This is a genomic window from Georgenia sp. Z1344 (genome assembly GCF_057652375.1).
Genome location: NZ_CM172728.1, coordinates 1,262,956 through 1,285,463 on the forward strand (window position 1 = coordinate 1,262,956; position 22,508 = coordinate 1,285,463).

20 protein-coding genes and 1 tRNA gene are annotated in these 22,508 nt (G+C 70.6%); 11 read left to right on the forward strand and 10 right to left on the reverse strand.

Going from position 1 to position 22,508, the window contains the following annotated elements; translation table 11 throughout:
* The first annotated feature begins 27 nt into the window (after positions 1-27).
* Genes AC24FB_RS05595 through AC24FB_RS05605 form a run of 3 tightly spaced genes read left to right on the forward strand, consistent with a single transcriptional unit; the run spans position 28 to position 3,250 of the window.
* Positions 28-1,227: a DUF418 domain-containing protein gene (locus tag AC24FB_RS05595; protein WP_425714679.1), complete on the forward strand. Its 1,200-nt coding sequence runs from the start codon at positions 28-30 to the stop codon at positions 1,225-1,227.
* 5 nt (positions 1,228-1,232) lie between these two features.
* A complete protein-coding gene (locus tag AC24FB_RS05600; protein WP_425714678.1) occupies positions 1,233-2,597 on the forward strand; it encodes a sensor histidine kinase in 1,365 nt (454 codons plus the stop codon).
* 53 nt (positions 2,598-2,650) lie between these two features.
* Entirely contained in the window at positions 2,651-3,250 is a 600-nt protein-coding gene (locus AC24FB_RS05605; RefSeq protein ID WP_425714677.1) for a response regulator, read from the forward strand.
* 71 nt (positions 3,251-3,321) lie between these two features.
* On the opposite strand, the gene AC24FB_RS05610 is transcribed toward AC24FB_RS05605, so the two are convergent.
* Positions 3,322-4,167, reverse strand: a complete 846-nt coding sequence (locus AC24FB_RS05610; protein ID WP_425714676.1) for a hypothetical protein — start codon at positions 4,165-4,167, stop codon at positions 3,322-3,324.
* Between the two features lie 216 nt (positions 4,168-4,383).
* Between AC24FB_RS05610 and AC24FB_RS05615 the strand changes: the two genes are divergently transcribed.
* From AC24FB_RS05615 to AC24FB_RS05625, 3 genes are all read left to right on the forward strand, one after another.
* Positions 4,384-5,895 carry a CHAD domain-containing protein gene (locus AC24FB_RS05615; RefSeq protein WP_425714675.1) on the forward strand — a complete coding sequence of 504 codons (1,512 nt, stop codon included), beginning with the start codon at positions 4,384-4,386 and terminating at the stop codon, positions 5,893-5,895.
* Positions 5,896-5,988: 93 nt separating this feature from the next.
* On the forward strand, positions 5,989-6,885 hold the full coding sequence (locus tag AC24FB_RS05620) for a dihydrodipicolinate synthase family protein (RefSeq protein ID WP_425714848.1): 897 nt from the start codon (positions 5,989-5,991) through the stop codon (positions 6,883-6,885).
* 249 nt (positions 6,886-7,134) lie between these two features.
* Positions 7,135-8,613 (forward strand): CAP domain-containing protein, encoded by a 1,479-nt coding sequence (locus AC24FB_RS05625; protein ID WP_425714674.1) that lies wholly within the window; start codon positions 7,135-7,137, stop codon positions 8,611-8,613.
* Positions 8,614-8,925: 312 nt separating this feature from the next.
* Here AC24FB_RS05625 and AC24FB_RS05630 read toward each other — a convergent pair whose 3' ends face one another.
* The 8 genes from AC24FB_RS05630 to AC24FB_RS05665 all read right to left on the reverse strand — a co-directional run bounded on the left by AC24FB_RS05630 (position 8,926) and on the right by AC24FB_RS05665 (position 17,048).
* On the reverse strand, positions 8,926-9,717 hold the full coding sequence (locus AC24FB_RS05630; protein ID WP_425714673.1) for a cytochrome c biogenesis CcdA family protein: 792 nt from the start codon (positions 9,715-9,717) through the stop codon (positions 8,926-8,928).
* Positions 9,714-10,277, reverse strand: coding sequence for a TlpA family protein disulfide reductase (locus AC24FB_RS05635; RefSeq protein WP_425710258.1), 564 nt, complete (start codon positions 10,275-10,277; stop codon positions 9,714-9,716). The genes AC24FB_RS05630 and AC24FB_RS05635 overlap by 4 nt, the downstream gene beginning before the upstream one ends.
* Before the next feature lie 277 nt (positions 10,278-10,554).
* Complete coding sequence (locus AC24FB_RS05640; protein ID WP_425710259.1) at positions 10,555-10,869, reverse strand: metal-sensitive transcriptional regulator; 315 nt, start codon at positions 10,867-10,869, stop codon at positions 10,555-10,557.
* A gap of 50 nt (positions 10,870-10,919) precedes the next feature.
* Entirely contained in the window at positions 10,920-13,097 is a 2,178-nt protein-coding gene (locus AC24FB_RS05645; protein WP_425714672.1) for a heavy metal translocating P-type ATPase, read from the reverse strand.
* Between the two features lie 103 nt (positions 13,098-13,200).
* On the reverse strand, positions 13,201-13,470 hold the full coding sequence (locus AC24FB_RS05650) for a hypothetical protein (protein ID WP_425710261.1): 270 nt from the start codon (positions 13,468-13,470) through the stop codon (positions 13,201-13,203).
* A 33-nt stretch (positions 13,471-13,503) separates the two neighbouring features.
* Positions 13,504-15,828, reverse strand: a complete 2,325-nt coding sequence (locus AC24FB_RS05655; RefSeq protein ID WP_425714671.1) for a heavy metal translocating P-type ATPase — start codon at positions 15,826-15,828, stop codon at positions 13,504-13,506.
* Entirely contained in the window at positions 15,818-16,834 is a 1,017-nt protein-coding gene (locus AC24FB_RS05660) for a heavy-metal-associated domain-containing protein (RefSeq protein ID WP_425714670.1), read from the reverse strand. The genes AC24FB_RS05655 and AC24FB_RS05660 overlap by 11 nt, the downstream gene beginning before the upstream one ends.
* Position 16,835: 1 nt before the next feature.
* Entirely contained in the window at positions 16,836-17,048 is a 213-nt protein-coding gene (locus tag AC24FB_RS05665) for a heavy-metal-associated domain-containing protein (protein ID WP_425710264.1), read from the reverse strand.
* A gap of 496 nt (positions 17,049-17,544) precedes the next feature.
* Here AC24FB_RS05665 and AC24FB_RS05670 point away from each other — a divergent pair, with 496 nt between their 5' ends.
* From AC24FB_RS05670 to AC24FB_RS05690, 5 genes are all read left to right on the forward strand, one after another.
* Positions 17,545-17,898 (forward strand): DUF6153 family protein, encoded by a 354-nt coding sequence (locus tag AC24FB_RS05670; protein ID WP_487561414.1) that lies wholly within the window; start codon positions 17,545-17,547, stop codon positions 17,896-17,898.
* A gap of 112 nt (positions 17,899-18,010) precedes the next feature.
* Complete coding sequence (locus tag AC24FB_RS05675) at positions 18,011-18,601, forward strand: DUF305 domain-containing protein (RefSeq protein ID WP_425714669.1); 591 nt, start codon at positions 18,011-18,013, stop codon at positions 18,599-18,601.
* 76 nt (positions 18,602-18,677) lie between these two features.
* Positions 18,678-19,298 (forward strand): CueP family metal-binding protein, encoded by a 621-nt coding sequence (locus AC24FB_RS05680; protein WP_425714668.1) that lies wholly within the window; start codon positions 18,678-18,680, stop codon positions 19,296-19,298.
* Positions 19,299-20,030: 732 nt separating this feature from the next.
* Positions 20,031-21,338 (forward strand): ISL3 family transposase, encoded by a 1,308-nt coding sequence (locus AC24FB_RS05685; protein WP_425713489.1) that lies wholly within the window; start codon positions 20,031-20,033, stop codon positions 21,336-21,338.
* A 431-nt stretch (positions 21,339-21,769) separates the two neighbouring features.
* Complete coding sequence (locus AC24FB_RS05690; RefSeq protein WP_425714469.1) at positions 21,770-22,063, forward strand: SemiSWEET family sugar transporter; 294 nt, start codon at positions 21,770-21,772, stop codon at positions 22,061-22,063.
* 254 nt (positions 22,064-22,317) lie between these two features.
* Here AC24FB_RS05690 and AC24FB_RS05695 read toward each other — a convergent pair.
* Positions 22,318-22,390 (reverse strand) — tRNA-Ala (locus AC24FB_RS05695).
* Positions 22,391-22,508: the final 118 nt, after the last annotated feature.

A 22,508-nucleotide genomic window follows, 5' to 3' on the forward strand; every position in this document is an offset into this window, starting at 1 on the left:
CGCGTCCGCGTCCATAGCGTCGACCGCATGGACCGATCAACCACCACCACGGACCCGGGACCGGCCCGCGCGCTCGCCCCCGATCTCGCCCGCGGTCTCATGCTCGCCCTCATCGCGGTCGCCAACGTGGCGATCTACCTGCACGACCGCCCCTACGGGCTACGCCAGCACATCGTCGAGGACGGCGTGCTCGACCGCGCCGTCACCCTCGTCGTCGCCCTGGCCGTCGACGCCCGCGCCTACCCGCTCTTCGCCGCGCTGTTCGGCTACGGGCTCGTGCGGATCGCCGACCGGCAGCGCGACCGCGGGCTCGGCGAGGACGACGTGCGGCGCCTGCTGCGCCGCCGCTCGCTCTGGCTCGTCGCGTTCGGCGCCGGCCACGCCCTCCTCGGGTTCTCGGGGGACATCCTCGGCTGGTACGGGCTTCTCGGTCTCGTCCTCGCCGGGGTGCTGCAGATCTCGGACCGGGCGCTGCTGCGCGCGGCCGTGGTCTGGCTCGTGGTCGCCTCCGCGATCCAGGGACTCGTCTACGCTGACGGCGCCGTGACGACCCAGCGCGGCCACATGTGGTCGTTCGCCATCGGCGACCCGATCGAGGCGCTCGTGTGGCGCCCGGTCGAGTGGCTGATGGGTCCGGTCGGCCTGCTCACCGTCGGCGCGCCGATGCTCGTCGGTGTCTGGGCGGGCCGGCGCCGGATCCTCGAACGCCCCGAGGCGCACCTCTCTCTGCTGCGCCGCACGGCCGGCGTCGGCATCACGGTCGGGCTGCTCGGCGGGGTCGGCACGGCGATGGCGACCGCCCGGGTGTGGACCCCGGGGGACATCGCCCTCGTCGGCTGGTCGTGGCTGCACATCCTCACCGGCGTCCTTGCCGGGCTCGGGTACGCGGCGGCGGTCACGCTGCTCGCCCGCCGCCTGGGCAGGGACCGCGACGGCGGCGCGGGCAGGCGCGTGATCGATGCGCTGCGGGCCACGGGCGAGCGCTCGCTGAGCTGCTACCTCGCCCAGTCCGTCATCTTCGTCGCGCTGCTGCCGGCGTGGACGCTCGGGCTCGGGGGCGACCTCGGTACCGCCGCGGCGAGTGGGCTCGCCCTGCTCGCGTGGCTGCTCACCGTGCTGGGCGCTGACGCCCTCGCCCGGCGGGGTCGACGCGGTCCTGCCGAGGCGGTGCTGCGCCGGCTCACGTACGGCGTCCCTTCGCAGCCGACGCGGTCCGCCGTACGGTGACCGTCATGGCGGACGCACCGCGCAGCAGCTGGACCGATCGGGTCTGGATCCTGCTGCCCTACGTCCTCCTCGTCGCCTCCGCGGTACTCACGCTCCTGGCCGACGGCACCGGCCGGGCCAACCTGCCCGTGCTCGTCGGCGGGAGCGTGGCGCTGCTGGCCTGGCACACCGGGTGGTTCTCCCTCCGCCCGGGAATCCTCGGCACCCGCCTCCTCCCGTCCGCCGTCTACTACGTGGGGCTGGTCGCGCTGTGCGCGGTCCTGCTCCACCAGTCGTTCAACTTCTTCCCGCTCTACGTCGTGTGCTTCCCACTCGCGTTCGACGCGCTGCCGGGCCGCTGGGCGTACGTCGGGGTCGCGCTCACGTCCGGGGTCGTCATCGCCGGACCCGGCGACGTCACCCCGACCGTGGAGAACACCGTCGTCACGCTCGCCGCGGGCCTCGTCGCCGGTCTGGCCGGCTGGTCGATCCGCACCGTCGAGCACGAGTCCGCCCGCCGACGCGCCGCGGTGACCGCGCTGGCCGCGGCCAACGACGACCTCGCCCGCAGCGTCGAGGAGAACCGCTCGCTGCAGGGCCGGCTCCTCACGGAGGCCCGGTCCTCCGGGGTGGCCAGTGAGCGGGCCCGCCTGGCGGGCGAGATCCACGACACGCTCGCCGCGGGGCTCGCCGGCGTCGTCGCCCAGCTCGAGGCCCTCGACGCGGAGCTCGGTGAGGACCACCCGGCCCGCGGGCGCGTCCGGACCAGCGTCACGCTCGCGCGGGACGGCCTGGCCGAGGCCCGTCGCTCGGTGCGGGCGCTGCGACCCGGGCCGCTGGCCCATCAGGCACTGCCGGCCGCCCTGGCGGAGTCCGCAGCGCGGGTGCAGCGGACCCACGGGCTGCCGGTCACGATGATCGTCACCGGCGAGGAGCGGGAGGTGGCCGCCGACGTCGAGGACGTCCTCGTCCGCAGCGCGCGCGAGGCGCTGAGCAACGTGGTGCGTCACGCCCGGGCCACCGAGGTCCGGGTCACGCTGTCCTACCTCGACGACGCCGTCGCGCTCGACGTCGCCGACGACGGCACCGGCACCACGCCCGCACCCGACGACGACGACGGAGGCTCCGGCTCGGGCGTGGGATCCGACGGCGGGGCCGGCGCGGGCAACGTCACCGGCACCGGCTCCGGCTCCGGCTCGGGATCCGGCCAGGGACTGGCGTTCATGCGCGGCCGGGCCGAGACCGCCGGGGGCACGATGACGGTGGACTCGACGCCCGGCGAGGGCACCGTCATCACCGTCACGGTGCCCGCAGCACCGGACGCGCGGAAGTCACCGAATCGGCCGGACGCGGCCGAGTGGCCCGATGCATCGACGGGGGCGCGCCCATGAGCGGCCCGGGCGACCGGACACCGGGCGGGTCCCCCGGTCAGGACCGTGTCCGGGTGCTCCTCGTCGACGACCACCCGGTCGTCCGCGACGGGCTGCGGGCCCAGCTCGACGCCGCCCCCGACCTGAGCGTCGTCGCCGTGGCGGCGAGCGCGGAGGAGGCGCTCGCGCTGCTGCGGCGGCACGCGGTCGACGTCGTCGTCACCGACCTGCGCATGCCCGGCCGCGGCGGCGTCGCCCTCGTCCGGGACGTCCGTGCCCACCACGAGGGGACCGAGGTGCTCGTCCTCACCACGTACGACACCGACGACGACGTCGCACCCGCCCTCGCCGCCGGCGCCCGCGGCTACCTCCTCAAGGACGCGAGCCGCGCGGAGATCGTCGCCGCGATCCACGAGGTCGTCCACGGCCGGGCCGTCCTCGCGCCCTCGGTCATCGGCCGGACCGGCGCGGCGGAGCGCCCGCCCCTGCTCTCGGCCCGCGAGAGCGAGGTGCTCGCCCTGATCGCCGAGGGGCGGACGAACCGGGACGTCGGGCGCGCGCTGTTCATCGGCGAGGCCACCGTCAAGACGCACGTGCAGAACATCCTCGCCAAGCTCGAGGTGCCGGACCGGGCGGCGGCCGTTGCTGCGGGCTACCGGCGCGGCCTGCTCTGAGCGGCGTCGCCGCCCGCGCCCGCCGGCGCACTCCCGCGTCGAGACCCGGCAGGCCGACCCAGCCGCAGCGCTCAGGGCCGCCGGCCGAGCGGCAGCGGAGATCCGGTCGGGTCGGCGAGCCGCTCGGCGGTCACGGCCACCGCGGGGACGAGCGCGCGCGGCAGTCGGAAGACGTCACCCGTGCGCTCGACGACGTCGAGGCGGGCGAGCGCGAGCAGATCGAGCCACACGAACCAGTCGTCGCTCGGCTCGGTCGTCCTGCGCGGCTCGGGCACGCTCAGGCCGTCCGGCCCAGCCGCCGCGAGCAGGGTGACGGCGGTCGCCGGAGCGGCCGCCGCGCGCCCGGGGTCGGTCTGCCAGGCGAAGAAGGCACCGAGGACGTTGGAGTGGAACAGTCGGGAGCGGCGCACCGTCTCGTCGATCGAGGGGCCACGGACGAGGACCGGCAGGCCGGGGCGGGCGCGGGTGGCGGCGAGGGTGACGGCGCCCGAGCCCACGAGCGCCGACCACACGACCGACAGCTCGAGGACGTCCCACATCGAGCTCCTGGGTTCGTTCCACGTCCTGATGCCGAGCAGCTCGGCGGCCTCCTCGGTGTCGCCACGTCGCAGTGCCCCGGTCCGCGTGGTCGGCCGGCCCTGCCCCAGCAGGTCGAGCAGCTGCCGCGCCCACCGGACCGCCCTCGAGGTGGTGAGCAGCGCCGCCTCCTCCTCGGGGCTCGGCCAGGTCCGGGCCTCGTCCGGCAGCGCGACGTCGTCGAGGAGCTCGGGCAGGCCGGGACCGAGCAGCACCGTGGGCAGCCCGTACGGGCCGCGCACGGACAGCTCGGGCGGGGGCACCAGGTCGGTCCCGCCGACCAGGCGCAGGTGGCCGCCCGTGCGCGCGTCGCCCGGCGGGGGTGTCCGTCTCCTGGCCATCCGTCCTCCGTCAGCGCTGCCGGCAACGACCGCAGGCGGCGGTGCCGTCTCGCGCGCCGCGGGCCCTCACGGCGACGCTAGCGGGATCCTGCCAGCACGTCCCGCAGGATCCACCGTGCCTGCCGCACTTCCGCATGCTGCCGCTCGCGTGGGCCCAGGCGTGGCCCTCCTCCCCGCACCTGGACCGACCGGACCGGGCGGCGCATAGCCTGGACCATGGCCCTGACGATCGCGGGACGGATCAGGCGGTACGGCGTCGCGGAGGACACCCCGCTCCCGGCGCGGCCTCGCGTACCAGGGGTGGACCGGCTGCGCGCGGGCCCGACGGTCCTCGTCCACGAGGAGCTCCTCGACACGCCCGACGGGACCCTGGCGGGTGAGGACGGGGTCCTGGCGACGCACGGGGCGGCGCTGCGCCGGACCTTCGACGGCGCCACGACGCTCGCCGTCGAGGTCCCGCACCGCGGGGGGCACCTCGTGCTGGTCGACCCGGACCAGGACGGGGAGGTCACCGACGAGGTCACCGACGCACTGCAGGCGCTGCTGCGCGGGCGCGAGGTGGACGTCGTCGCGGCACGCGCCGTGCGACGCTCACCGGTCGACGTCCTCGACCCCGGCGGACGGGTCCTCGCGACGTTCGACGACGACGTGGTCGGGAGCGCCACGCAGGGCACGACGACGACGTCGTCCCGCGAGTGGTCGATGACGTCGGACGACGCCGAGCTGCTCGAGGCGCTCGACGACGAGATCCGGACCGCCGGGGGTCGGCCCGTCCGGCGCGGGGCCGCGGCCGGGGGGCGGACCGGCGACCTGGCCGCGACCCTGTCGACTGCGCTGTCCGCCCAGGTGTCGATCCTCGTCGGCTGGGACCCGCTCGTGCGGTGCGACGTGCCGGACTCCGTCCATCGCATGCGGGTCGCCGCTCGGACGCTGCGCTCGATCGTCCAGGTCTACGCACCGCTGCTCGAGCCGGGGGCCGCGAAGGAGGTCTCGGCCATCCTCAAGGGCCTCGGCCGGGCGCTCGCGTCCGCCCGCGACGCGGAGGTGCTGCGCGAGTCGCTCGACGCCCGGCTCGCCGACCTGCCCGGAGGGGCGGAGGGTGCCGTGGCGGACCTGGTCCCCCGCAAGGCACGGCGGCGGCTGCGCCGGACCCGCGCGGCCAACTATGACAAGGCGCATCGCGCGCTTCTCTCGGCGATGGCCGGACCCGCACACTGGGCCGACCTCGAGCGGATCGAGCGGTTCGCGCGCGAGGTCCCCGTGCGGCGGGACGCCTCCCCGGACGACGCGGCGCAGGGGGCGGTGGCGAGCACGCTGGCGGGGCTCGGTCGGGCGCAGGTCGACGTCATCACCGACCTGGTCGAGCAGGCGGACGCGGAGACGGACGACGACCGGCGCCTCGAGCTCCTGCACGACGTGCGCAAGGAGGCCAAACGGCTGCGCTACGCCGTCGTGGCCGTGCAGGACGAGAACGGTACCGAGCTCGATCCCGAGCTGTCCGACCTCGTGGCTGAGGCGCACGCCGTCCAGAAACGCCTGGGCACGCACCGGGACTCCGTCATGCTGCAGGAGCACCTCCTCGACTGCGCGCGCAGGGCACGGAAGAAGGGCGAGGACACGTTCGCGTACGGGCTGCTGCTCACGGGCGAGATCGAGCACGGCGAGCGGGCGCTGCGCAGGGCCCGCAAGCGCCTCGCCCGCCTCACGGCCGGGTCACCCACGGTCTAGCGTGGCCGACGGCCGGGTCGAGCTCGGCCCGGCGTGGCATCCGGCCGCGATCACGACCACGACCACCACGACGACGAGAAGAGGCAGTCGAGCATGTTCACGGGCCTGAGCGCCTTCCCCCTCACGCCGCTCGCGGACGACCACCTCGATGAGGCCGCGTTCGCCGGACTCGTCGAGCGCCTCGTCGACGCGGGCGTGGACTCGATCACCGCCCTCGGCTCTACCGGCTCCTACGCCTACCTCGACCCCGAGGAGCGGGCGCGGGTGGCCCGGCTCGCCGTCGCGCACGCCCGGGACGTCCCGGTGCTCGTGGGGGTGGGGGCGCTGCGCACCTCGCAGGTGCTCACGCACGTCGACAGCGCCGAGCAGGCGGGTGCGGCAGGAGTGCTGCTGGCGCCGATGACGTACCAGCCGCTGACCGACGACGACGTGCTCGAGCTGTTCCGCACCGTCACCGAGCACACGGACCTGCCGGTGGTCGTGTACGACAACCCCACGACCACACGGTTCACCTTCACCACCGAGCTCTACGCCCGCGTCGCCGCACTACCCGGTATCGCGTCGATCAAGATCCCCGGCGTGCCCGCGGATCCCGCTCAGGCCCGTCGGCACGTCGACGCGATCCGCACGGCCGTCCCCGATCACGTCACCGTCGGGGTCTCCGGCGACGCCCTGGGGGCCGCCGGGCTCGTTGCCGGGTGCGACGCCTGGTACACCGCGGTCGGAGGCACGCTTCCCGCTCCGATGCTCACGATCACCAGGGCCGTGCAGGCCGGGCGTCCGGAGGAGGCGGCCGCGGAGTCGGCACGCCTCGCACCGCTCTGGGAGCTCCTCCCCGAGCTCGGCGGGAGCGCCCGGGTCTCCGCGGCGATCGCCCAGCACCTCGGCCTCGTCCCGGGCTGGTGCCTACCGCTGCCGATCCGGGCCCTCACCCGCGCTCAACGGGCGCGGGTGGCCGACGTCGTCGACGGGCTCGGGCTCGGCCGGTAGCAGCGCGGGAAGCGGCCTCCGCACGAGACGAGAACGCCGTCACCCAGAGGCAGGACCGATCGGGCTCCGGTCACCATGGGTTGGCACTGAGCTTGTGCAGCTGTCCGGGCGGCGGCGCGGAGGCAACTTGACGCCTTCGGTGAGCCCCCGCCCGGAAGAGGTGAGATGTCACACAGGTTCTCGACGTGACCGATGGTAACGACTTAGTCTCACGCGGTCACGTTCCGATAACGAGGAGAACCGACCGACGTGTTTGCACCCCCGCGCGGCCGCCACGTCCGGCGCCGCACCCTCGCCCCCCGGGTCGCCACCGCACTCCTGACCGTCGCCGCCGCGAGCGCGACCGTCACGACCGCCCAGGCGGCCGAGACGCCCTCAGGCGTCCGCACCGTCAGCCCCGTCATCCGCACCGACGCCGGCTGGCAGAACCAGGTCGCCAACGCGATCGCCGCCCAGACCAACGCCTACCGCGCCGCCAACGGCCTGTCCCAGCTCACGCGCACCGGGTCCATCGACTCGGTCGCGCAGTCCTGGTCCAACCACCAGGCGAGCATCGGCTCGATGGTCCACCGCGGGGACTACGGCCGCTCGGCCGTCCCCGCCGGCTCGACCGGCACGTCGGAGATCCTGTCCTGGGGCATCTACCCGGACCACCAGGCCGACTACTTCATGAGCCAGTGGCGCAACTCCCCGGTGCACAACAACATCCTGCTCACCGGGTCCTACACGCACTTCGGCGTCGGCGTGGCCGTCTCGGCCGACGGGCGCGTGTTCGCCACCCAGAACTTCGCCACCTACCCGGGCGGCGGCCCCGGCGGCTCGACCCCCGCGCCGGCCGAGCCCGCGCCCGCGGAGCCCGCCCCGGAGCCCGAGACCGCGCCCCAGGTCGAGGCGGAGCCGCAGGGCGAGACCGAGGCGCAGAACGACCAGGAGGCCCGGGACTCCGCCGCCGCGCGCGAGGCGGACGCCGCCTCCCGCGACGCCGCGCGCACCGAGCCGGAGCCGGCCCCCGAGCCCGAGCCCGAGCAGCTGCCCGGCACCCCGCGCTTCCTGCTCTCGGACGAGCTCGCCGGCGACGCCGCGCACAACTTCCTCTACGGCGTCGAGGGCGACGAGATCTTCGTCGGCGACTGGGACGGCGACGGGTCCGACTCGATCGCCGTGCGCCGCGGGAACGAGATCCACCTGACGAACACCCTCGGCACCGGCCCCGCCGAGCAGGTCCTCCGGCTCGGGGAGCCGGGCGACGAGATCGTCCAGGGCGACTTCGACGGCGACGGCACGGACACGTTCGCGGTCCGCGACGGCAACGTCCTGCAGATCATCAACGACCTCGAGAACCCGGGCGAGATCGAGCTCGCCGCCTTCGGCGCCGACGGGGACACCCTCCTCGTGGGTGATTTCGACGGCGACGGCACGGACACGTTCGGCGTCCGCCGCGGCTCCGACGTCATCTGGACGAACGACCCGACCGGCGCAGGCGTGGACGGCGAGATCTCGCTCGGCCGCGACGGCGACCTCGTCCTCGTGGGCGACTGGGACGGCGACGGTGCGGACAGCCTCGCCCTCCAGCGCGGCGCCGACTTCTTCGTGACGAACGAGATGGCCTCCGACGCCGAGGTGACCGAGACCCGCTACGGGCGCGACGGCGACGTCGCCGCGTTCGGCGACTGGGACGGCGACGGCGCGGACAGCCTCGGGGTCGTCCGCATCGAGCAGACCCGCTGATCCACGCTGGGCGGGCCGTCCTCTGTCGGTCCGCCCAGCGCTCCTTAGCAGCGGGACCCGACGGGGTCACCGGTCCATCGGACTGGTGACCCCGTCGTCGTTGACGGGACTGAGTCGTCCCGGCGCCGCGGGCAGGTGTCGGCACGAGCGCTGCGGGTGGCGCCGGTGGGTCAGCTGCTGCGGCGTGGGCAGGGCCGGTGAGCACGGAGAGAAAGGTCCTGTCACGGGCACGAGGTCAGTGAGGCGAAGGGGCCTGACTGTGGTCGACGCTCCTATCCCATCCTCAGCAGGCGGTGAAGGGACTCCTGACAGTCAGACGATGGTCTGGAAGTTGGCGGCGAGGCCCTGCAGGTAGCCCGAGATCCAGTTCCAGAGCCCGGTGATCATCGCCAGTCCGAGCAGGACGAGGAGCCCGCCGCCGAGGCGCTGGAAGGTGAGGCGGTGGCGCCGTAGGAACTTCAGCGCCCGGGTGGAACGGGACAGCAGCATCGCTCCGGCGACGAACGGGATCCCCAGCCCGAGACTGTAGGCGAACACGAGGATTCCGCCGCGGGCGGGATCGGCCTCGCTGAAGGCGAGGCTGAGCACCGCGGCCAAGGTCGGTCCCATGCAGGGGGCCCAGCCCAGCCCGAAGACGACGCCGAGCAGCGGCGCGCCCCAGAGGCCCTGCCGGGGGGTCAGGTGCAGGCGCCGCTCGCGCTGCATGAGGGGGACGTAGCCCGTGAAGGCCAGGCCCATGAGCACCACGAGGACACCCAGGATGCGGGTGATCATGTCCAGCCAGGGAGCGAGCAGGATCCCCAGCCAGGCGAAGATGACGCCGAGCAGGACGAACACGGCGGTGAAGCCGGCGACGAACAGCAGTACCCCGGCCAGCAGGCGCCGGTCACGAACCTTGGTCTGCTGCCCGCCGGCCAGCTGCGCACCCGGAGTGGTGGCTCCGGCCATGCCGCCGAGGTAGCCGACGTAGCCGGGCAGCAGCGGCAGCACGCACGGGGAGGCAAAGGAGATGAATCCGGCCAGCGCGGCTACGGGCAGCGCGGCGAGCATGGGGCCGGTGAGCACGGTGCTGGCGAAGAACGAGCCGACCTGGTCCCAGCTCATGCGTCTTCGGCCCTCTCGGCGAGCGTGTCGTCGATGAGGCCGCGCAGGCTGGTGGGGTCGAACTCGCCCATGATGCGGGCCGCGACCCGCCCCTGGCGGTCCAGAACCACGGTCGTGGGCATGGCCTGCAGGGGCACGAGGCCCTGGAAGGCGGCCACGGCACGTGCGCTCTGGTCATGGATGGAGGGGTAGGGGATCTGGAAGGTACGTTCGAAGGCCTGGGCGGTGGCCGTGTCATCGCGTGGGTTGACTCCGAGCAGGCGGACCCCTTGGTCCTGGTAGTCCTCGGCGATGGCCTCGAGGGCTGGCGCCTCGGCCCGGCACGGCGGACATGCGGCATACCAGAAGTTGACCACCGCCACCTCCCCGCGCCAGTCGGTCAGGTCGATGCTCTCCCCGGTGTAGCTCGTGCCCGTCATCTCGACCGGTGCACCGCGCTCGTCGGGCGTCCACAGCGACAGGGACCCGTCACCGGACACGTAGCCTGCGCCGGCCACCTCGGCGGGACTGCCGCCGCTGCCGGGTGCGCATCCGGCCAGCGTGATGGCAAGGGCGAACACGGTCGCTACGACAGCGCGCAGCCGTCCCGGGCCGCGACGAGCCTGGTGGTCGGGATCTGGGTGTGGACGAGGGGCAGGCATTATCCGGAACGTCTCTTTCACGGTTGACATGGGACAGGGCAGCGAGGTCTGCCCGGGCGTCCAGAACTGAGCGCAGACGAGCGTTGGGCGTGGTCGGCGTGCCGGAGCCCGGCGTTGTGATGAGCACGATGACGCAGCGGCGAAGGACCCCACGACCGTGCACCCACAACCGCGCGGGTCGTATCCATGCCGCGCCTCAGGACTTCACGAGGCGACTGATGGCTTCGGAGGCTTCCTTGAGCTTCTCGTCAGCGTCGGCGCCGCCGGCCTTGGCAGCCCGGACGACGCAGTGCTTGAGGTGGTCGTCGAGGAGGGCCAGGGCGACGTTCTCCAACGCGGAGGTGACGGCGCTGATCTGGGTGAGGATGTCGATGCAGTAGGTGTCCTCGTCGATCATGCGGTGGATTCCACGGGCTTGTCCCTCGATGCGCTTGAGACGAGCCAGGTAGCGGTCCTTATCGCTGATGTATCCGTGGTCAGCTTCGGTTGCTGTCGCGGTGGTGGTGTCCATCGTGTCTTCTCCGGATTCGTGCGGTCTCTGCTACGACAGCAGACGGGTGCTCATTCGGTCGTGGCCTGGTCAAGGATCTTCGCCGTGCTGGACGCGGGGGTGAGATCGAGGCGCCGCAGCAGCTGGGCATTGAGTGCAACGACGACGGTGGAGGCCGACATCAGGATTGCGCCGATGCTCATCGGCAGTACGAACCCGATCGGTGCGAGCACACCGGCGGCCAGGGGTACCGACATCAGGTTGTACCCGGCGGCCCACCACAGGTTCTGCTTCATCTTGCGGTAGCTGGCGCGGGAGAGGTCGATGACGGACAGCACCGAGCGCGGGTCGGAGGAGGCCAGGATGACTCCGGCGGACCCGATGGCTACGTCGGTACCGGCACCGATGGCGATGCCGACATCGGCCTGGGCGAGCGCAGGGGCGTCGTTGACGCCGTCACCGACCATGGCGACCTTCCTGCCTTCGTCCTGGAGCTCGGCGACCTTGGCAGCCTTGTCCTCTGGCCGCACGCCGGCGAAGACCCGGTCGATGCCCAGCTCGCGCGCGACGGTGTCGGCGACGGCCTGGGCGTCCCCGGTGATCATCACGACCTGGGCGCCGGCGGCGTGAAGGGCGTCGACAGCATCGTGGGATTCAGGGCGGATCTCATCGGCCAGACGTAGCGCCCCGATGACCTCGCCGTCGGCCAGGACGTGGAGGATGATCGCCCCCTCGTTCCGCCACTGGTCGGCGACCGGCAGTTCGTCCAGCCCGTGCTGGTCGAGCAGGTAGGGGCCACCGACCTCGACCACGGAGCTGTCGACGGTTGCCTTGACCCCGACCGCCGGCGAGGAGGAGAAATCCTGAGCCTTCGCCACTGGAACCTCGCGGGCACTGGCTGCGCCGACGATGGCCCTGGCCAGGGGGTGCTCGCTGTCGGACTCCGCAGCCGCGGCCAGCGCCAAAACGTCCTCGGCACTGCGGTTCCCGACCGGTTCGATGGCGGTGACGGTGGGCTCGCCCTTGGTCAGCGTTCCGGTCTTGTCGAACAGCACGGAATCGACGGTGCGCATCGATTCCAGGGCGAGCCTGTCCTTGACCAGCACGCCCCCGCGGGCTGCGCGCTCGGTGGCGATGGACACCACGAGGGGGATCGCCAGACCGAGTGCGTGCGGACAGGCGATGACCAGGACGGTGATGGTGCGCACCACCGCGGCGTCCGGCAGCCCGATCAGCGACCAGATGACCGCGGTGATCAATGCGGCGCCGAGGGCGAACCAGAACAGCCAGGCAGCGGCGGTGTCGGCGATCCTCTGTGCGCGCGAGGACGAGGCCTGCGCGTCGGAGACAAGTTTCTGGATGCCCGCCAGGGCGGTGTCGTCACCGGTGGCAGTGACCTCGACCCGCAGCCCGGAGTCGGTGGCGACAGTGCCGGCGACGACCTGCTCACCGATCTCGCGGCGTACCGTCTTCGATTCTCCGGTGACCATCGACTCATCCATGGAGGCCGACCCGTCGACGATCTTTCCATCGGCGGGTACCGAAGAGCCGGGACGGACGACGACGACGTCGCCGACCACGAGATCGCCGGGGGAGACCGTCACGACCTCGTCGCCGTCAACCTTCTCGGCCTCGTCCGGGAGGAGCGCTGCCAGGGAGTCGAGGGCGGAGGTGGTCTGCGCCAGGGAACGCATCTCGATCCAGTGGCCGAGCAGCATGATGACCACCAGCAGCGCCAGTTCCCACCAGAAGTTCAGCTCGTGGTCCAGGACGCCCAGGCTCGCACCCCAAGAGGCGAGGAACGCCACGGTGATGGCTAGGCCGATCAGCAGCATCATCCCGGGCTTGCGGGCGCGGAGCTCCGAGACCGCGCCGGTGAGGAACGGCTGGCCGCCCCAGACGTACATCACGGTTCCCAGGACCGGCGACACCCAACGGACCCATCCTGCCTCGGGCAACGGGTACCCGATGAGATCGGCGAACATGTCGTTGAACCCCACCACGGGCACGGCGAGGACCAGCATGATCCAGAACAGGCGTCGGAACTGCGCGACATGGTCTCCGTGACCCGCGTGCCCGCCATGTCCGTGATCGCCGTGTCCACCGTGGTTCCCGTGCGCCTCGGAGTGATCCGAGGCCTCGTCATGTCCCTGGGTGTGGGAGTGGTGGCCAGCATGCGGATCGGACCCGTGGTGCCGCGTGTCGTCGGGCGTCGAGGGTGATCGTGTTGAGTGGTCGTGGTGGCTCATGGTCGCCTCTTTCGTGTGTCCTCCAGGCTGGGAATGGAGCCTGAGCGAAGGGCCCGCGCTCTGCGAGGACGTGCGTCGAAGGAGCGCGGGAACGGATGCGGCCTCAGCCCACCGTCGCGTATCGATCGGGGTCGGCGTCGAACAATGGGCCGCAGGACGCGCAGCACAGCCAGTACCGCTGGCCGTTGTGATCGCGGACCAGACCGGCGTTCTCAGCTTCTGCCTTGACGACCGGGGTGCCGGCCATCACGGGGCACTCGGCCATCTCCTCAGCGGAGGTCTGTGCGACGGCGTCGGCGCTCGGCGCGTGTCCACAGCAGCTGCCTCCACTCGACGAAACGTCGGTCAGGTTCAGGTTCTCGTGTGCAGTCATCGGGTGTCCCTTCCTGTTGCGTGATGACGACGGTCAGACGTTCACCGGCTCACGGGCCGGTGCCGTGCCAGCAGGAGCCGCCGCGCTCTCGTCGTCCGCGCGGGCCGTGAAGGTCCGCAGCCGCAGGCTGTTCGACACGACGAACACCGACGACAGGGCCATGGCCGCTCCGGCGAGCATCGGGTTGAGCAGACCGAAGGCGGCCAGTGGGATCGCGGCGGTGTTGTAGGCGAAGGCCCAGAACAGGTTGGTCTTGATCGTGCGCAGCGTCCGCCTAGCCAGCCGGATGGCGTCCGCAGCGGCGCGCAGGTCCCCGCGCACCAGGGTGATGTCGGCGGCCTCGATCGCCACGTCGGTGCCGGTGCCCATCGCTAGACCCAGGTCGGCCTGGGCCAGGGCGGGGGCATCGTTGACGCCGTCGCCGACCATCGCGACAATCTTGCCCTCGTCCTGGAGCCGGGCGACGACACCGACCTTGTCCTTGGGTAGGACTTCGGCGATGACTTGCTCGATGCCGACCTCGGAGGCGACCTGCTCGGCCACGGACTGGTTGTCGCCGGTCAGCAGCACCGGCGTCAGTCCGAGTTCCTTGAACTGGGCGACGGCCCGGGCACTGGTGGGCTTGATCTGATCGGAGACGACCAGGACCCCACGGGCGGCGCCGTCCCATCCGACCGTGATCGCGGTCTTGCCCTGGGCCTCGGCGGCCCGCTTGGCCGAACGCAGGCTCTCGTCCACGTGCATCGACCAATCGGCCAGGAGCGACTCCCGGCCAGCGACCACTGCGTGGCCGTCGATGACGCCCTGCACACCTTGCCCCTCGACATTGTCGAAGGACTCCGGCGCAGGCAGGTCCCCGACCTCGCTGGTGGCGCCGGCCGCGATGGCTTGGGCGATCGGGTGCTCGGAGTAGTCCTCCAAGCCACCGGCCAGGCGCAGCAGCTCGGCTCGATCGCCCCCGTCGGCGGTGATGACATCGGTGAGGGTCATCTTCCCGGTCGTGACGGTGCCGGTCTTGTCGAGCACGATCGTGTCGACCTTGCGGGTCGATTCGAGGGTCTCGGGGCCCTTGATGAGCACCCCCATCTGCGCACCGCGACCGGTGCCGACCAGCAGTGCCGTCGGAGTGGCGAGGCCCAGGGCGCAGGGGCAGGCGATGATGAGCACCGCCACGGCGGCGGTGAAACCTGCCGACAGGGGGAACCCGGCGCCGATCCACGCGCCCAGGGCTGCAACGGCGATCGCGATCGCGATCGGCACGAACACCCCGGAGACGCGGTCGGCGAGGCGCTGGATCTCGGCCTTGCCCGATTGAGCGTCCTCGACCATCTTTGCCATCTGCGCCAGCTGCGTGTCCGAGCCCACCCGAGTGGCCTTCACCACGAGCCGGCCGCCGGCGTTGACGGTCGCCCCGGCCACGGTGTCGCCTTCGCCGACCTCGACGGGAACGGATTCGCCGGTGAGCATGGAGGCGTCGATCGCGGACTTGCCGGAGCTGATCGTTCCGTCGGTGGCGATCTTCTCCCCGGGCCGGACGACAAACTCCTCGCCTACGGCCAGCTCCTCGACGGAGACCCGCTGCTCCCTTCCATCGCGCAGCACCGATACTTCTTTCGCCCCAAGCTCCAGCAGGGCGCGCAGGGCGGCACCGGCGCGGCGCTTGGAGCGCTTCTCGAAGTAGCGGCCGAGCAGGATGAACGTGATCACCCCGGCTGCCACCTCGAGATAGATGTGTCCGAGCCCGTCGGAGCGAGAGATGGTCAGCTCGAAGGGGTGAACCGTGCCGGGCTGGCCGGCGGTGCCGAAGAACAGGGCCACGATCGACCAGAGCATCGCCGCGGTCGTGCCCACCGAGATGAGGGTGTCCATCGTCGCCGCGCCATGGCGCAGGTTCATCCACGCCGCCTTGTGGAAGGGCCAGCCGGCCCACACCACGACCGGAGCGGCGAGCACCAGTGACGCGAAGCCCCAGTAGTCGAACTGCAGGGCGGGAATCATCGCCATGGCGATCACCGGCACCGCGAGGATGGCAGAGCCGATGAGCCGCTGGCGCAGCGAACGCAGCTCGGCGTCCGCGGCAGACTCACCCTCCTCGCCCGGGCTCTGATCGGAACCCTTGGTAGGGGTCGGGAGTGCGGCCGTGTACCCGGTCTTCTCGACTTCGGCGACCAACAACATCGGATCGAGATCGTCGGGGCCCGTGACGCTGGCCTTCTCGGTCGCGTAGTTCACGCTGGCGGTGACGCCGTCGAGCTTGTTGAGCTTCTTCTCGATCCGGTTCGCGCACGAGGCGCAGGTCATGCCACCGATCTGCAGCTCGATGCTGGCGATGCCCGTGCTGGTGTTCTCAGTGGTCATGGCCGTCTCCGCCCTCATTCTCGTCAGCGTTTCCCGGCTCCTGGCCGGGACGCCCGTCCTCGGAGCGCTCCCCGCCGCCGGGGCCTTCGCCTGGGTCGGTGGTCGTGTCGATCACCAGCGGCGCGGTGTGGACCTCGCCGTCGATCTGGAAGTCGAGATAAAGCAGGTACCTCCCAGGCGTGGGCGCGGTGGCCTCGAACACGATCTCGGGTCCGGAGGTCTCCCCAGCCTGGGGTTCGTCCCCGTGCGGGTGGACGTGCAGGTAGGCCAGGTCCCCGTTACGAAGGGCAACCAGGTGACCGAATGCGCCCAGGTAGGGCTCCAGTTCGGTGACCGGCTCGCCGTCACGAGTGATGGTCATGGTCAGCTCGGACGCCTCACCTGCGGTGAGGCTGCCCTCCACGCTGACGTCGAAGCCGCCCACGGTCGTCTCGGTAACCGGCTCGGTCGCCGGTCCCGGGTTGTAATCGCCGGCCACCTGGACCGAGGTCGAGAGTGTGAGGCCCTCTCCGGTGTCTGCGGGGACAAAGTCCGCGAAGACCCGGTAGGAGCCAGCTCCGTCCCACTGCCAGGGGATCGACCAGGTGCCCTCGTCATCCATCTCGGGGTGCACGTGGCGGAAGTGCTGCCCGTCAGCACGGACGGCGATCAGGTGCAGCTCCTGCTCGTGCTCCACCTCGAAGTCCGTCACCGCCATGCCGTCCGGGCCGGTCACGGTCAAGGACAGCTCGCCCTCGCTGGTCGTGTCGGTCGGCGCGATCACGGCGGCCAGCCGGTAACCCCCCTGGGCCAGGCTCAGGCCCAGTGACGACACTCCGGCCTCGCGACCGTCCTGCTCGACGGCGTTCATCAGACCTTCTCCGTCGTGGTGGGCGGTGTCGTCGGTGTCGTGCGTCCAGCCCTGCACGGTCTCCTCGGAAACCACCGCGTTCGCTACGAATCCAGCCACAGCGAACACAGCCACCAGGAGCAGCCCGTACAGGCCGAGCCGCGCAGGCGCCTTCATGTCAGCTCCTGACGGCGGCGTAACCAGCCTCATCGACTGCGGCGATCACCGCGGCATCATCTACCGGCCCATCGGCCGTCACAGCCAGGTGGCCGGTGGCCGCGCTGACGTCGATGCCGGTGACGCCGGGGACCTCGCCTACCTCGGCGCGGACCGCGCTCTCGCAGTGTCCGCAGCTCATGCCAGTCACCTGGTACTCGGTCGTGGTTGCCATAGCTTCCTACTCCTTCATCTGTGTACGACGACCGTCACCCTATACCCCTAGCGGGTATCAATCAATTGTTGGAGCCGCCACGTTCTGCCTCGACCCCGATGACGCGCCGCGGTTCATCTAGGCGATCCTGTTGCCGGCGTTCACTGCCTCCGCGACTCAGGAAGGAACGCGGTGAGCAGCTCCGCGATCGCGATCACCGGCGAGGGTCACCGCACGCCCGGTAACAACACCCGGCCTGTCTCCATCGACCCGCTGTTCACCGTCCGTCACCTCGGCGATACCCCGGTTGCGCTGACCGGGGCCGACACCGCCAGTGGTGCTCCTGCACATGAGTCAGGTGTCCGGGCGGCTTGTGGTCGACCACAGGGGCGGTCGGTAACCTGGCCCGATGGTGTCCGTGCCGGCGACGCGATCCGAGAGAGCCCCTCGGGGCATCTTCCGGCGCCTCCTCTGGGGTGGTCTGCTTGTTGCCGGGATCATCGTGGGCCTGGTCGCCATGCATACGCTGAACCTGCATGGCACTCCGACTGCCCAGGCGCCCGCAGCCATCTCAGTTTCCGCCCCTGAGGCCGGAGAGGCCCACCACGCGGCAGTAGGGCAGCAGACATCCAGCGACACGGCCAAGAATCACGAGGGTGCGTGTGCGGACTGCGGCGCCAGCGACCATCTAGAGATGGCGATGGCGTGTGTGCTCGCGCTTCTGCTCGCGCTGCTCGTCCTGATGCCGCCGCGTCTCCTCCCTGGATGGATGCACAGCAACCCACGATCAGATCATCCCCAGGTCCGCCTCACCGTCCGAGTGCCACTGAGGGCACCGTCCTTACACGTTCTCTGCATCAGTCGCACGTGAGGGGCCGGTGAACCCGGCGCGTCCCAGAACGCCCAGGGTTCCCCACCTCACTCACGCGATGCCATCGAGGTTCGCGTGCCATCCAAGCGACTGTTGATATTGGAGAACACTGATGACTACCCGAACTGCGGCGACCGCTGCGCTCGCCCTCGCCGCTGCCTTGGTACTGGCCGGCTGCTCCGCCGGGAGCGAGGACGACTCGACGCCGGTCACGGAAGACGACTCGACCGAGCAAGCAGCAGGCGTCAACGATGCGGACGTGATGTTCGCATCGATGATGATCGTCCACCACGAGCAGGCCATCGAGATGAGCAACATCGTCCTCGCCAAGGACGACGTCGACCCGGAGGTGGCGACGTTGGCCGAGGAGATCAAGGCGGCCCAGGGCCCCGAGATCAACCAGCTCAATGGTTGGCTCGATGACTGGGGCGTCGACCCGGACGAACGCGAGATGGACGGGATGGACCACGGCGACGGAATGATGTCCGAGGAGGATCTCGCCGCCCTCGAAGCGGCCAGTGGCACCGAGGCGTCGCGCCTGTTCCTGGAGCAGATGATCGTCCATCACGAAGGAGCGGTCGAGATGGCCCAGACCCAGGTCGAGGACGGAAGCGACCCGGCTGCGATCGAGCTCGCACAAACGATCATCGACGACCAGACCGCAGAAATCCAGGAGATGGAAGACCTCTTGGCCTCCCTCTAACGCTCCGTCCGGGCCGGTGTCGGAACGCTCGAGCGTTCCGACACCGGCTTGCCCCCACGTCTCAAAGGATCAAACTATGACCAACCCCACCAGGACCCGACGAGGGAGTCTGCTCACCGCAGCCACCATGGCGCTCATCTCTGGCCTCGTGCTCGCCGGTTGCGCAAACTCCACCCCCGAATCAGCAACGCCGCCATCCAGCAACCAAGCTTCCGACAGCGAGTTCTTCTCCACGCACGACCTGGCGGGACTCGACGCCGCGCAGGTCATCGAGCGGCTCGACACGATGCCCGTTGCCGATCGCCCATCTGATCTGCTCGCATCCGTTCAGCCTGACGCTCTCGTGCTCACCGATGACCAGGGCCGCGAGGCACAACTGCCGATGCCCGAGGACGAGGTATACGTCTCCGTCGCGCCCTATCGCGAGCAGACGCACGACTGCTATTTCCACAGCCTGACCACCTGTATCGGTGAACTCGGCAATGCGGACGTTCAAGTCGTGCTCACCGACGCCGACGGTGAAGTTCTCATCAACGAGACGCGCGAGACGTTCGACAACGGCTTCGTCGGGTTGTGGGTGCCTCGCGACATCGAGGGAACCCTCTCGATCGCGCATGAAGGACAGGAAGGGACAGTGGCAATCACCACGCTGAACGAGGATGACCCGACGTGCATCACCACCCTGCGAGTTACCTGACCATCAGATAACAGGTTCGACAGCGCGGCGGCGAGTACAGGCTCTTCGGACATCGGGGGCTGCTCGGGTGAGCGGTCGGGAGCGGGGCGCGCCGGGTTGAGGTTGCGGGGGTAGGCGTCGGGGTCCCCTGGATGACCAGCAGTGACGAGTCATGCTGATCACCCTCGGGGACCTCGACGTTGTGCCACGCTACTCAGTGGCCTGGTGCACCCTTCTACGACTGAACTACGCCAACGGCGGGACGACCTCGTGGGACAGCCCGGGGCGCACGTCGAGGCTCCCGAGTGCACCGAGGAACTGGTGACGGTCACAGTCTCCTCGCCGCGGCAGCTGATGGGGTGCCCAACCTACGGCGTCGTCACTCCTAGCCGTGGCCGCCAGCTGCGAGCCCTGCGGAATATGCCGGCGACCGTACCGGTGGGCGTGATGTGGCAACACGAACCGCCCTGAAGCCTGCGCACGCCCACCAACGAAATACGGCTGAACTCCCGGCGCCCGGGGGTCCAGCCGTTCACGAGTCGCTGTCTCACGACTTCCTCGAATGGACGCAGGTGGACTCGGACCGAACATCTGGCGGCGGTTCGAGCGGCTCGGTTTCGCGGCTCTTCCGGATTGAGGGTGTAGACGGCCTGGCGCGGTGGTGAGCGAGGTGCCGGCGTGTCAGCGTCCAGATAGGGGTCGAGGTCTTCCGATGATGGGGGTTCTCACGCCACCCACCGGGAAGACCTCGACGTGCCTGACGCTACCTTCGCCCGCCCTGATCTGACCACGTTCGCTCGTCTGGACGAGCTCGGCTTGGAGGTCGTCGGCCAGCGCATCGAGCCTGGTCGGGCGGTCCTGGCCTGCAGGGTCGTCGAACCGGACAGCTGGTGCCGGCGGTGCGGGTGCGAGGGCGTCGCGCGGGACACCGTCACGCGCGAGCTCGCTCACGAGCCTTTGGGGTGGCGTCCCACGACGCTGGAGGTGAGGGTGCGTCGGTACCGGTGCACGGGCTGCGGGCACGTGTGGCGTCAGGACACGACCGCCGCGGCCGAGCCGCGCGCTCGGCTCTCCCGCCGCGGGTTGCGGTGGGCGCTGGAAGGGATCGTGTGCCAGCACTTGAGTGTCGCTCGTGTCGCCGAGGGGCTGGGGGTCTCGTGGAACACCGCCAACGCCGCGGTCCTGACCGAAGGACGCCGCGTCCTCATCGATGATCCGACCCGGTTCGACGGCGTCAGCGCCATCGGTGTCGACGAGCATGTCTGGCGCCACACCCGCCGCGGCGACAGGTTCGTGACCGTGATCATCGACCTCACCGCTGTTCGCGAGGGGACCGGCCCGTCCCGGCTGCTGGACATGGTCGAGGGCCGCTCGAAACACGCCTTCAAGCAGTGGCTCGCGGGCCGGCCGCAGGACTGGCGCGACGGGGTCGAGATCGTCGCGATGGACGGCTTCACCGGGTTCAAGACCGCCGCCGCCGAAGAGCTGCCCGACGCGGTCGCCATCATGGATCCTTTTCACGTGGTCCGCCTCGCTGGCGACGCGCTCGATGACTGCCGGCGCCGTGTCCAGCAGGACACCTGCGGGCACCGGGGCCGCAAGGGCGATCCGCTCTACGCCGCCCGCCGGACCCTGCACACCGGCGCCGACCTGCTCACCGAGAAGCAGTCCCAGCGCCTGGAGGGCCTGTTCGACGGCGACACCCACGTAGCGGTCGAGGCCGCCTGGGCCGTCTACCAGCGCATGATCGCCGCCTACCGCGTCCCCGACCGCGCACATGGTCGCCAGCTCATGGCCCAGCTCATCGCCTCCGTCAGCTCCACCGTGCCAGCCGCCCTGACCGAGCTGCGCAAGCTGGGCAGGACCCTGAAGCGCCGCGCCGCCGACGTGCTCGCCTACTTCGACCGGCCCGGCACGTCCAACGGCCCCACCGAGGCCATGAACGGCAGGCTCGAGCACCTGCGCGGCTCGGCCCTCGGCTTCCGCAACCTGACCAATTACATCGCCCGATCACTACTCGAGACGGGCGGATTCCGACCCCAACTACACCCTCGAATGTGAAGAGCCGGTTTCGCGCGGAAACAGCCGAAGCTCAATGCTGACAAAGTGGTGCCCCTGAGACTGATCTTGCCGCTGGCGACCGCGCCCATATCTGAGACGACCACGAGGTCACCGCGCTGCACCACTATCCGGGACTCAACTGTGCGCAATGTGTCCTTCGCAGGGCATGCACACGTCTCATGACCTTCTAACATCGGCCGTGGCGAAGAGATGCTGGCTGCAAATCTACGCAGGCGTGGTGATACTCGGTCACTTCTCGAGACACGATTCGTCATCAGATGTGCGTATGTGTATGCGGTTAGTGCCGGATGGAGGATGGTGGCGATGTCGACGTTGAGGGCGCTGCTTCACATAGTCTTGATGCATCTTCGTGTCGCCCCCCGTGCACTATGGACGAGGACCAGAGCCAGGGTCAGCAGCAGGAGGCTCCCGTGGTGCTCAGCGACGTTCTTGGCCTGGCGGCGGCGGGGTGGGGAGTCGTCATGGCGATCGCCCCGACTCTGCAGATTCACAGGATGCTGCGAACTCGGTCCGCCGACGATGTATCACTCGGCTATTTCGCCCTGCTCATCCCGGGCTTCCTGCTGTGGGCCTTCTACGGACTGGCCCGGCACGACTGGCCGCTCGTCATCCCCAACACGGTAGCCACGGCCGTGGCACTCGTGACCATCGCCGTTGCGGCCCAACTCAAGAGGAGCAGCGCGCAAGCCGAACCGGACGTCTGAGTCGCACCTCTCGACCGCGAACGGACCCGGCAGGGCAGTCCGGTCGGCCCGAAGCGATTGACCATGCGGATCAGAATCGGCGCGACCTCCTCTGCCAGACGCGCGACAGCCTGGCAGGCTCCGGACGGGAGCGAGATCAATGTCCGAGCTCAACCGCCCTGACGCCCGCGCACTCCTACCGACGGAGAAACGGCCGGCTCCCCGCATCCGGGGAACCAGCCGCTGACGAGTCGCTGTCTCACGAACCACTCGAGTGGAGCTAGGGGGATTCGAACCCCCGACCTTCTCATTGCGAACGAGACGCGCTACCAACTGCGCCATAGCCCCATGCTCCCCGGCGGGCCGGTGAGCGAAGAAAAGTCTAGCACCGCGCAACCCCCTCACCAGCGCCTCGATCCGTGTCCTGCGTCATGCCGAGGGGCCCCGACGACGACGAACGCCACCG

Excerpts from the sequence above, each read along its gene's own strand:
- AC24FB_RS05595 (WP_425714679.1), top strand. The coding sequence starts at position 28 with ATGGACCGATCAACCACCACCACGGACCCGGGACCGGCCCGCGCGCTC.
- AC24FB_RS05600 (WP_425714678.1), top strand. The coding sequence starts at position 1,233 with ATGGCGGACGCACCGCGCAGCAGCTGGACCGATCGGGTCTGGATCCTG.
- AC24FB_RS05610 (WP_425714676.1), bottom strand. The coding sequence starts at position 4,167 with ATGGCCAGGAGACGGACACCCCCGCCGGGCGACGCGCGCACGGGCGGC.
- AC24FB_RS05615 (WP_425714675.1), top strand. The coding sequence starts at position 4,384 with ATGGCCCTGACGATCGCGGGACGGATCAGGCGGTACGGCGTCGCGGAG.
- AC24FB_RS05620 (WP_425714848.1), top strand. The coding sequence starts at position 5,989 with ATGTTCACGGGCCTGAGCGCCTTCCCCCTCACGCCGCTCGCGGACGAC.
- AC24FB_RS05630 (WP_425714673.1), bottom strand. The coding sequence starts at position 9,717 with ATGAGCTGGGACCAGGTCGGCTCGTTCTTCGCCAGCACCGTGCTCACC.
- AC24FB_RS05640 (WP_425710259.1), bottom strand. The coding sequence starts at position 10,869 with ATGGACACCACCACCGCGACAGCAACCGAAGCTGACCACGGATACATC.
- AC24FB_RS05645 (WP_425714672.1), bottom strand. The coding sequence starts at position 13,097 with ATGAGCCACCACGACCACTCAACACGATCACCCTCGACGCCCGACGAC.
- AC24FB_RS05650 (WP_425710261.1), bottom strand. The coding sequence starts at position 13,470 with ATGACTGCACACGAGAACCTGAACCTGACCGACGTTTCGTCGAGTGGA.
- AC24FB_RS05655 (WP_425714671.1), bottom strand. The coding sequence starts at position 15,828 with ATGACCACTGAGAACACCAGCACGGGCATCGCCAGCATCGAGCTGCAG.
- AC24FB_RS05660 (WP_425714670.1), bottom strand. The coding sequence starts at position 16,834 with ATGAAGGCGCCTGCGCGGCTCGGCCTGTACGGGCTGCTCCTGGTGGCT.
- AC24FB_RS05665 (WP_425710264.1), bottom strand. The coding sequence starts at position 17,048 with ATGGCAACCACGACCGAGTACCAGGTGACTGGCATGAGCTGCGGACAC.
- AC24FB_RS05670 (WP_487561414.1), top strand. The coding sequence starts at position 17,545 with ATGCATACGCTGAACCTGCATGGCACTCCGACTGCCCAGGCGCCCGCA.
- AC24FB_RS05675 (WP_425714669.1), top strand. The coding sequence starts at position 18,011 with ATGACTACCCGAACTGCGGCGACCGCTGCGCTCGCCCTCGCCGCTGCC.
- AC24FB_RS05680 (WP_425714668.1), top strand. The coding sequence starts at position 18,678 with ATGACCAACCCCACCAGGACCCGACGAGGGAGTCTGCTCACCGCAGCC.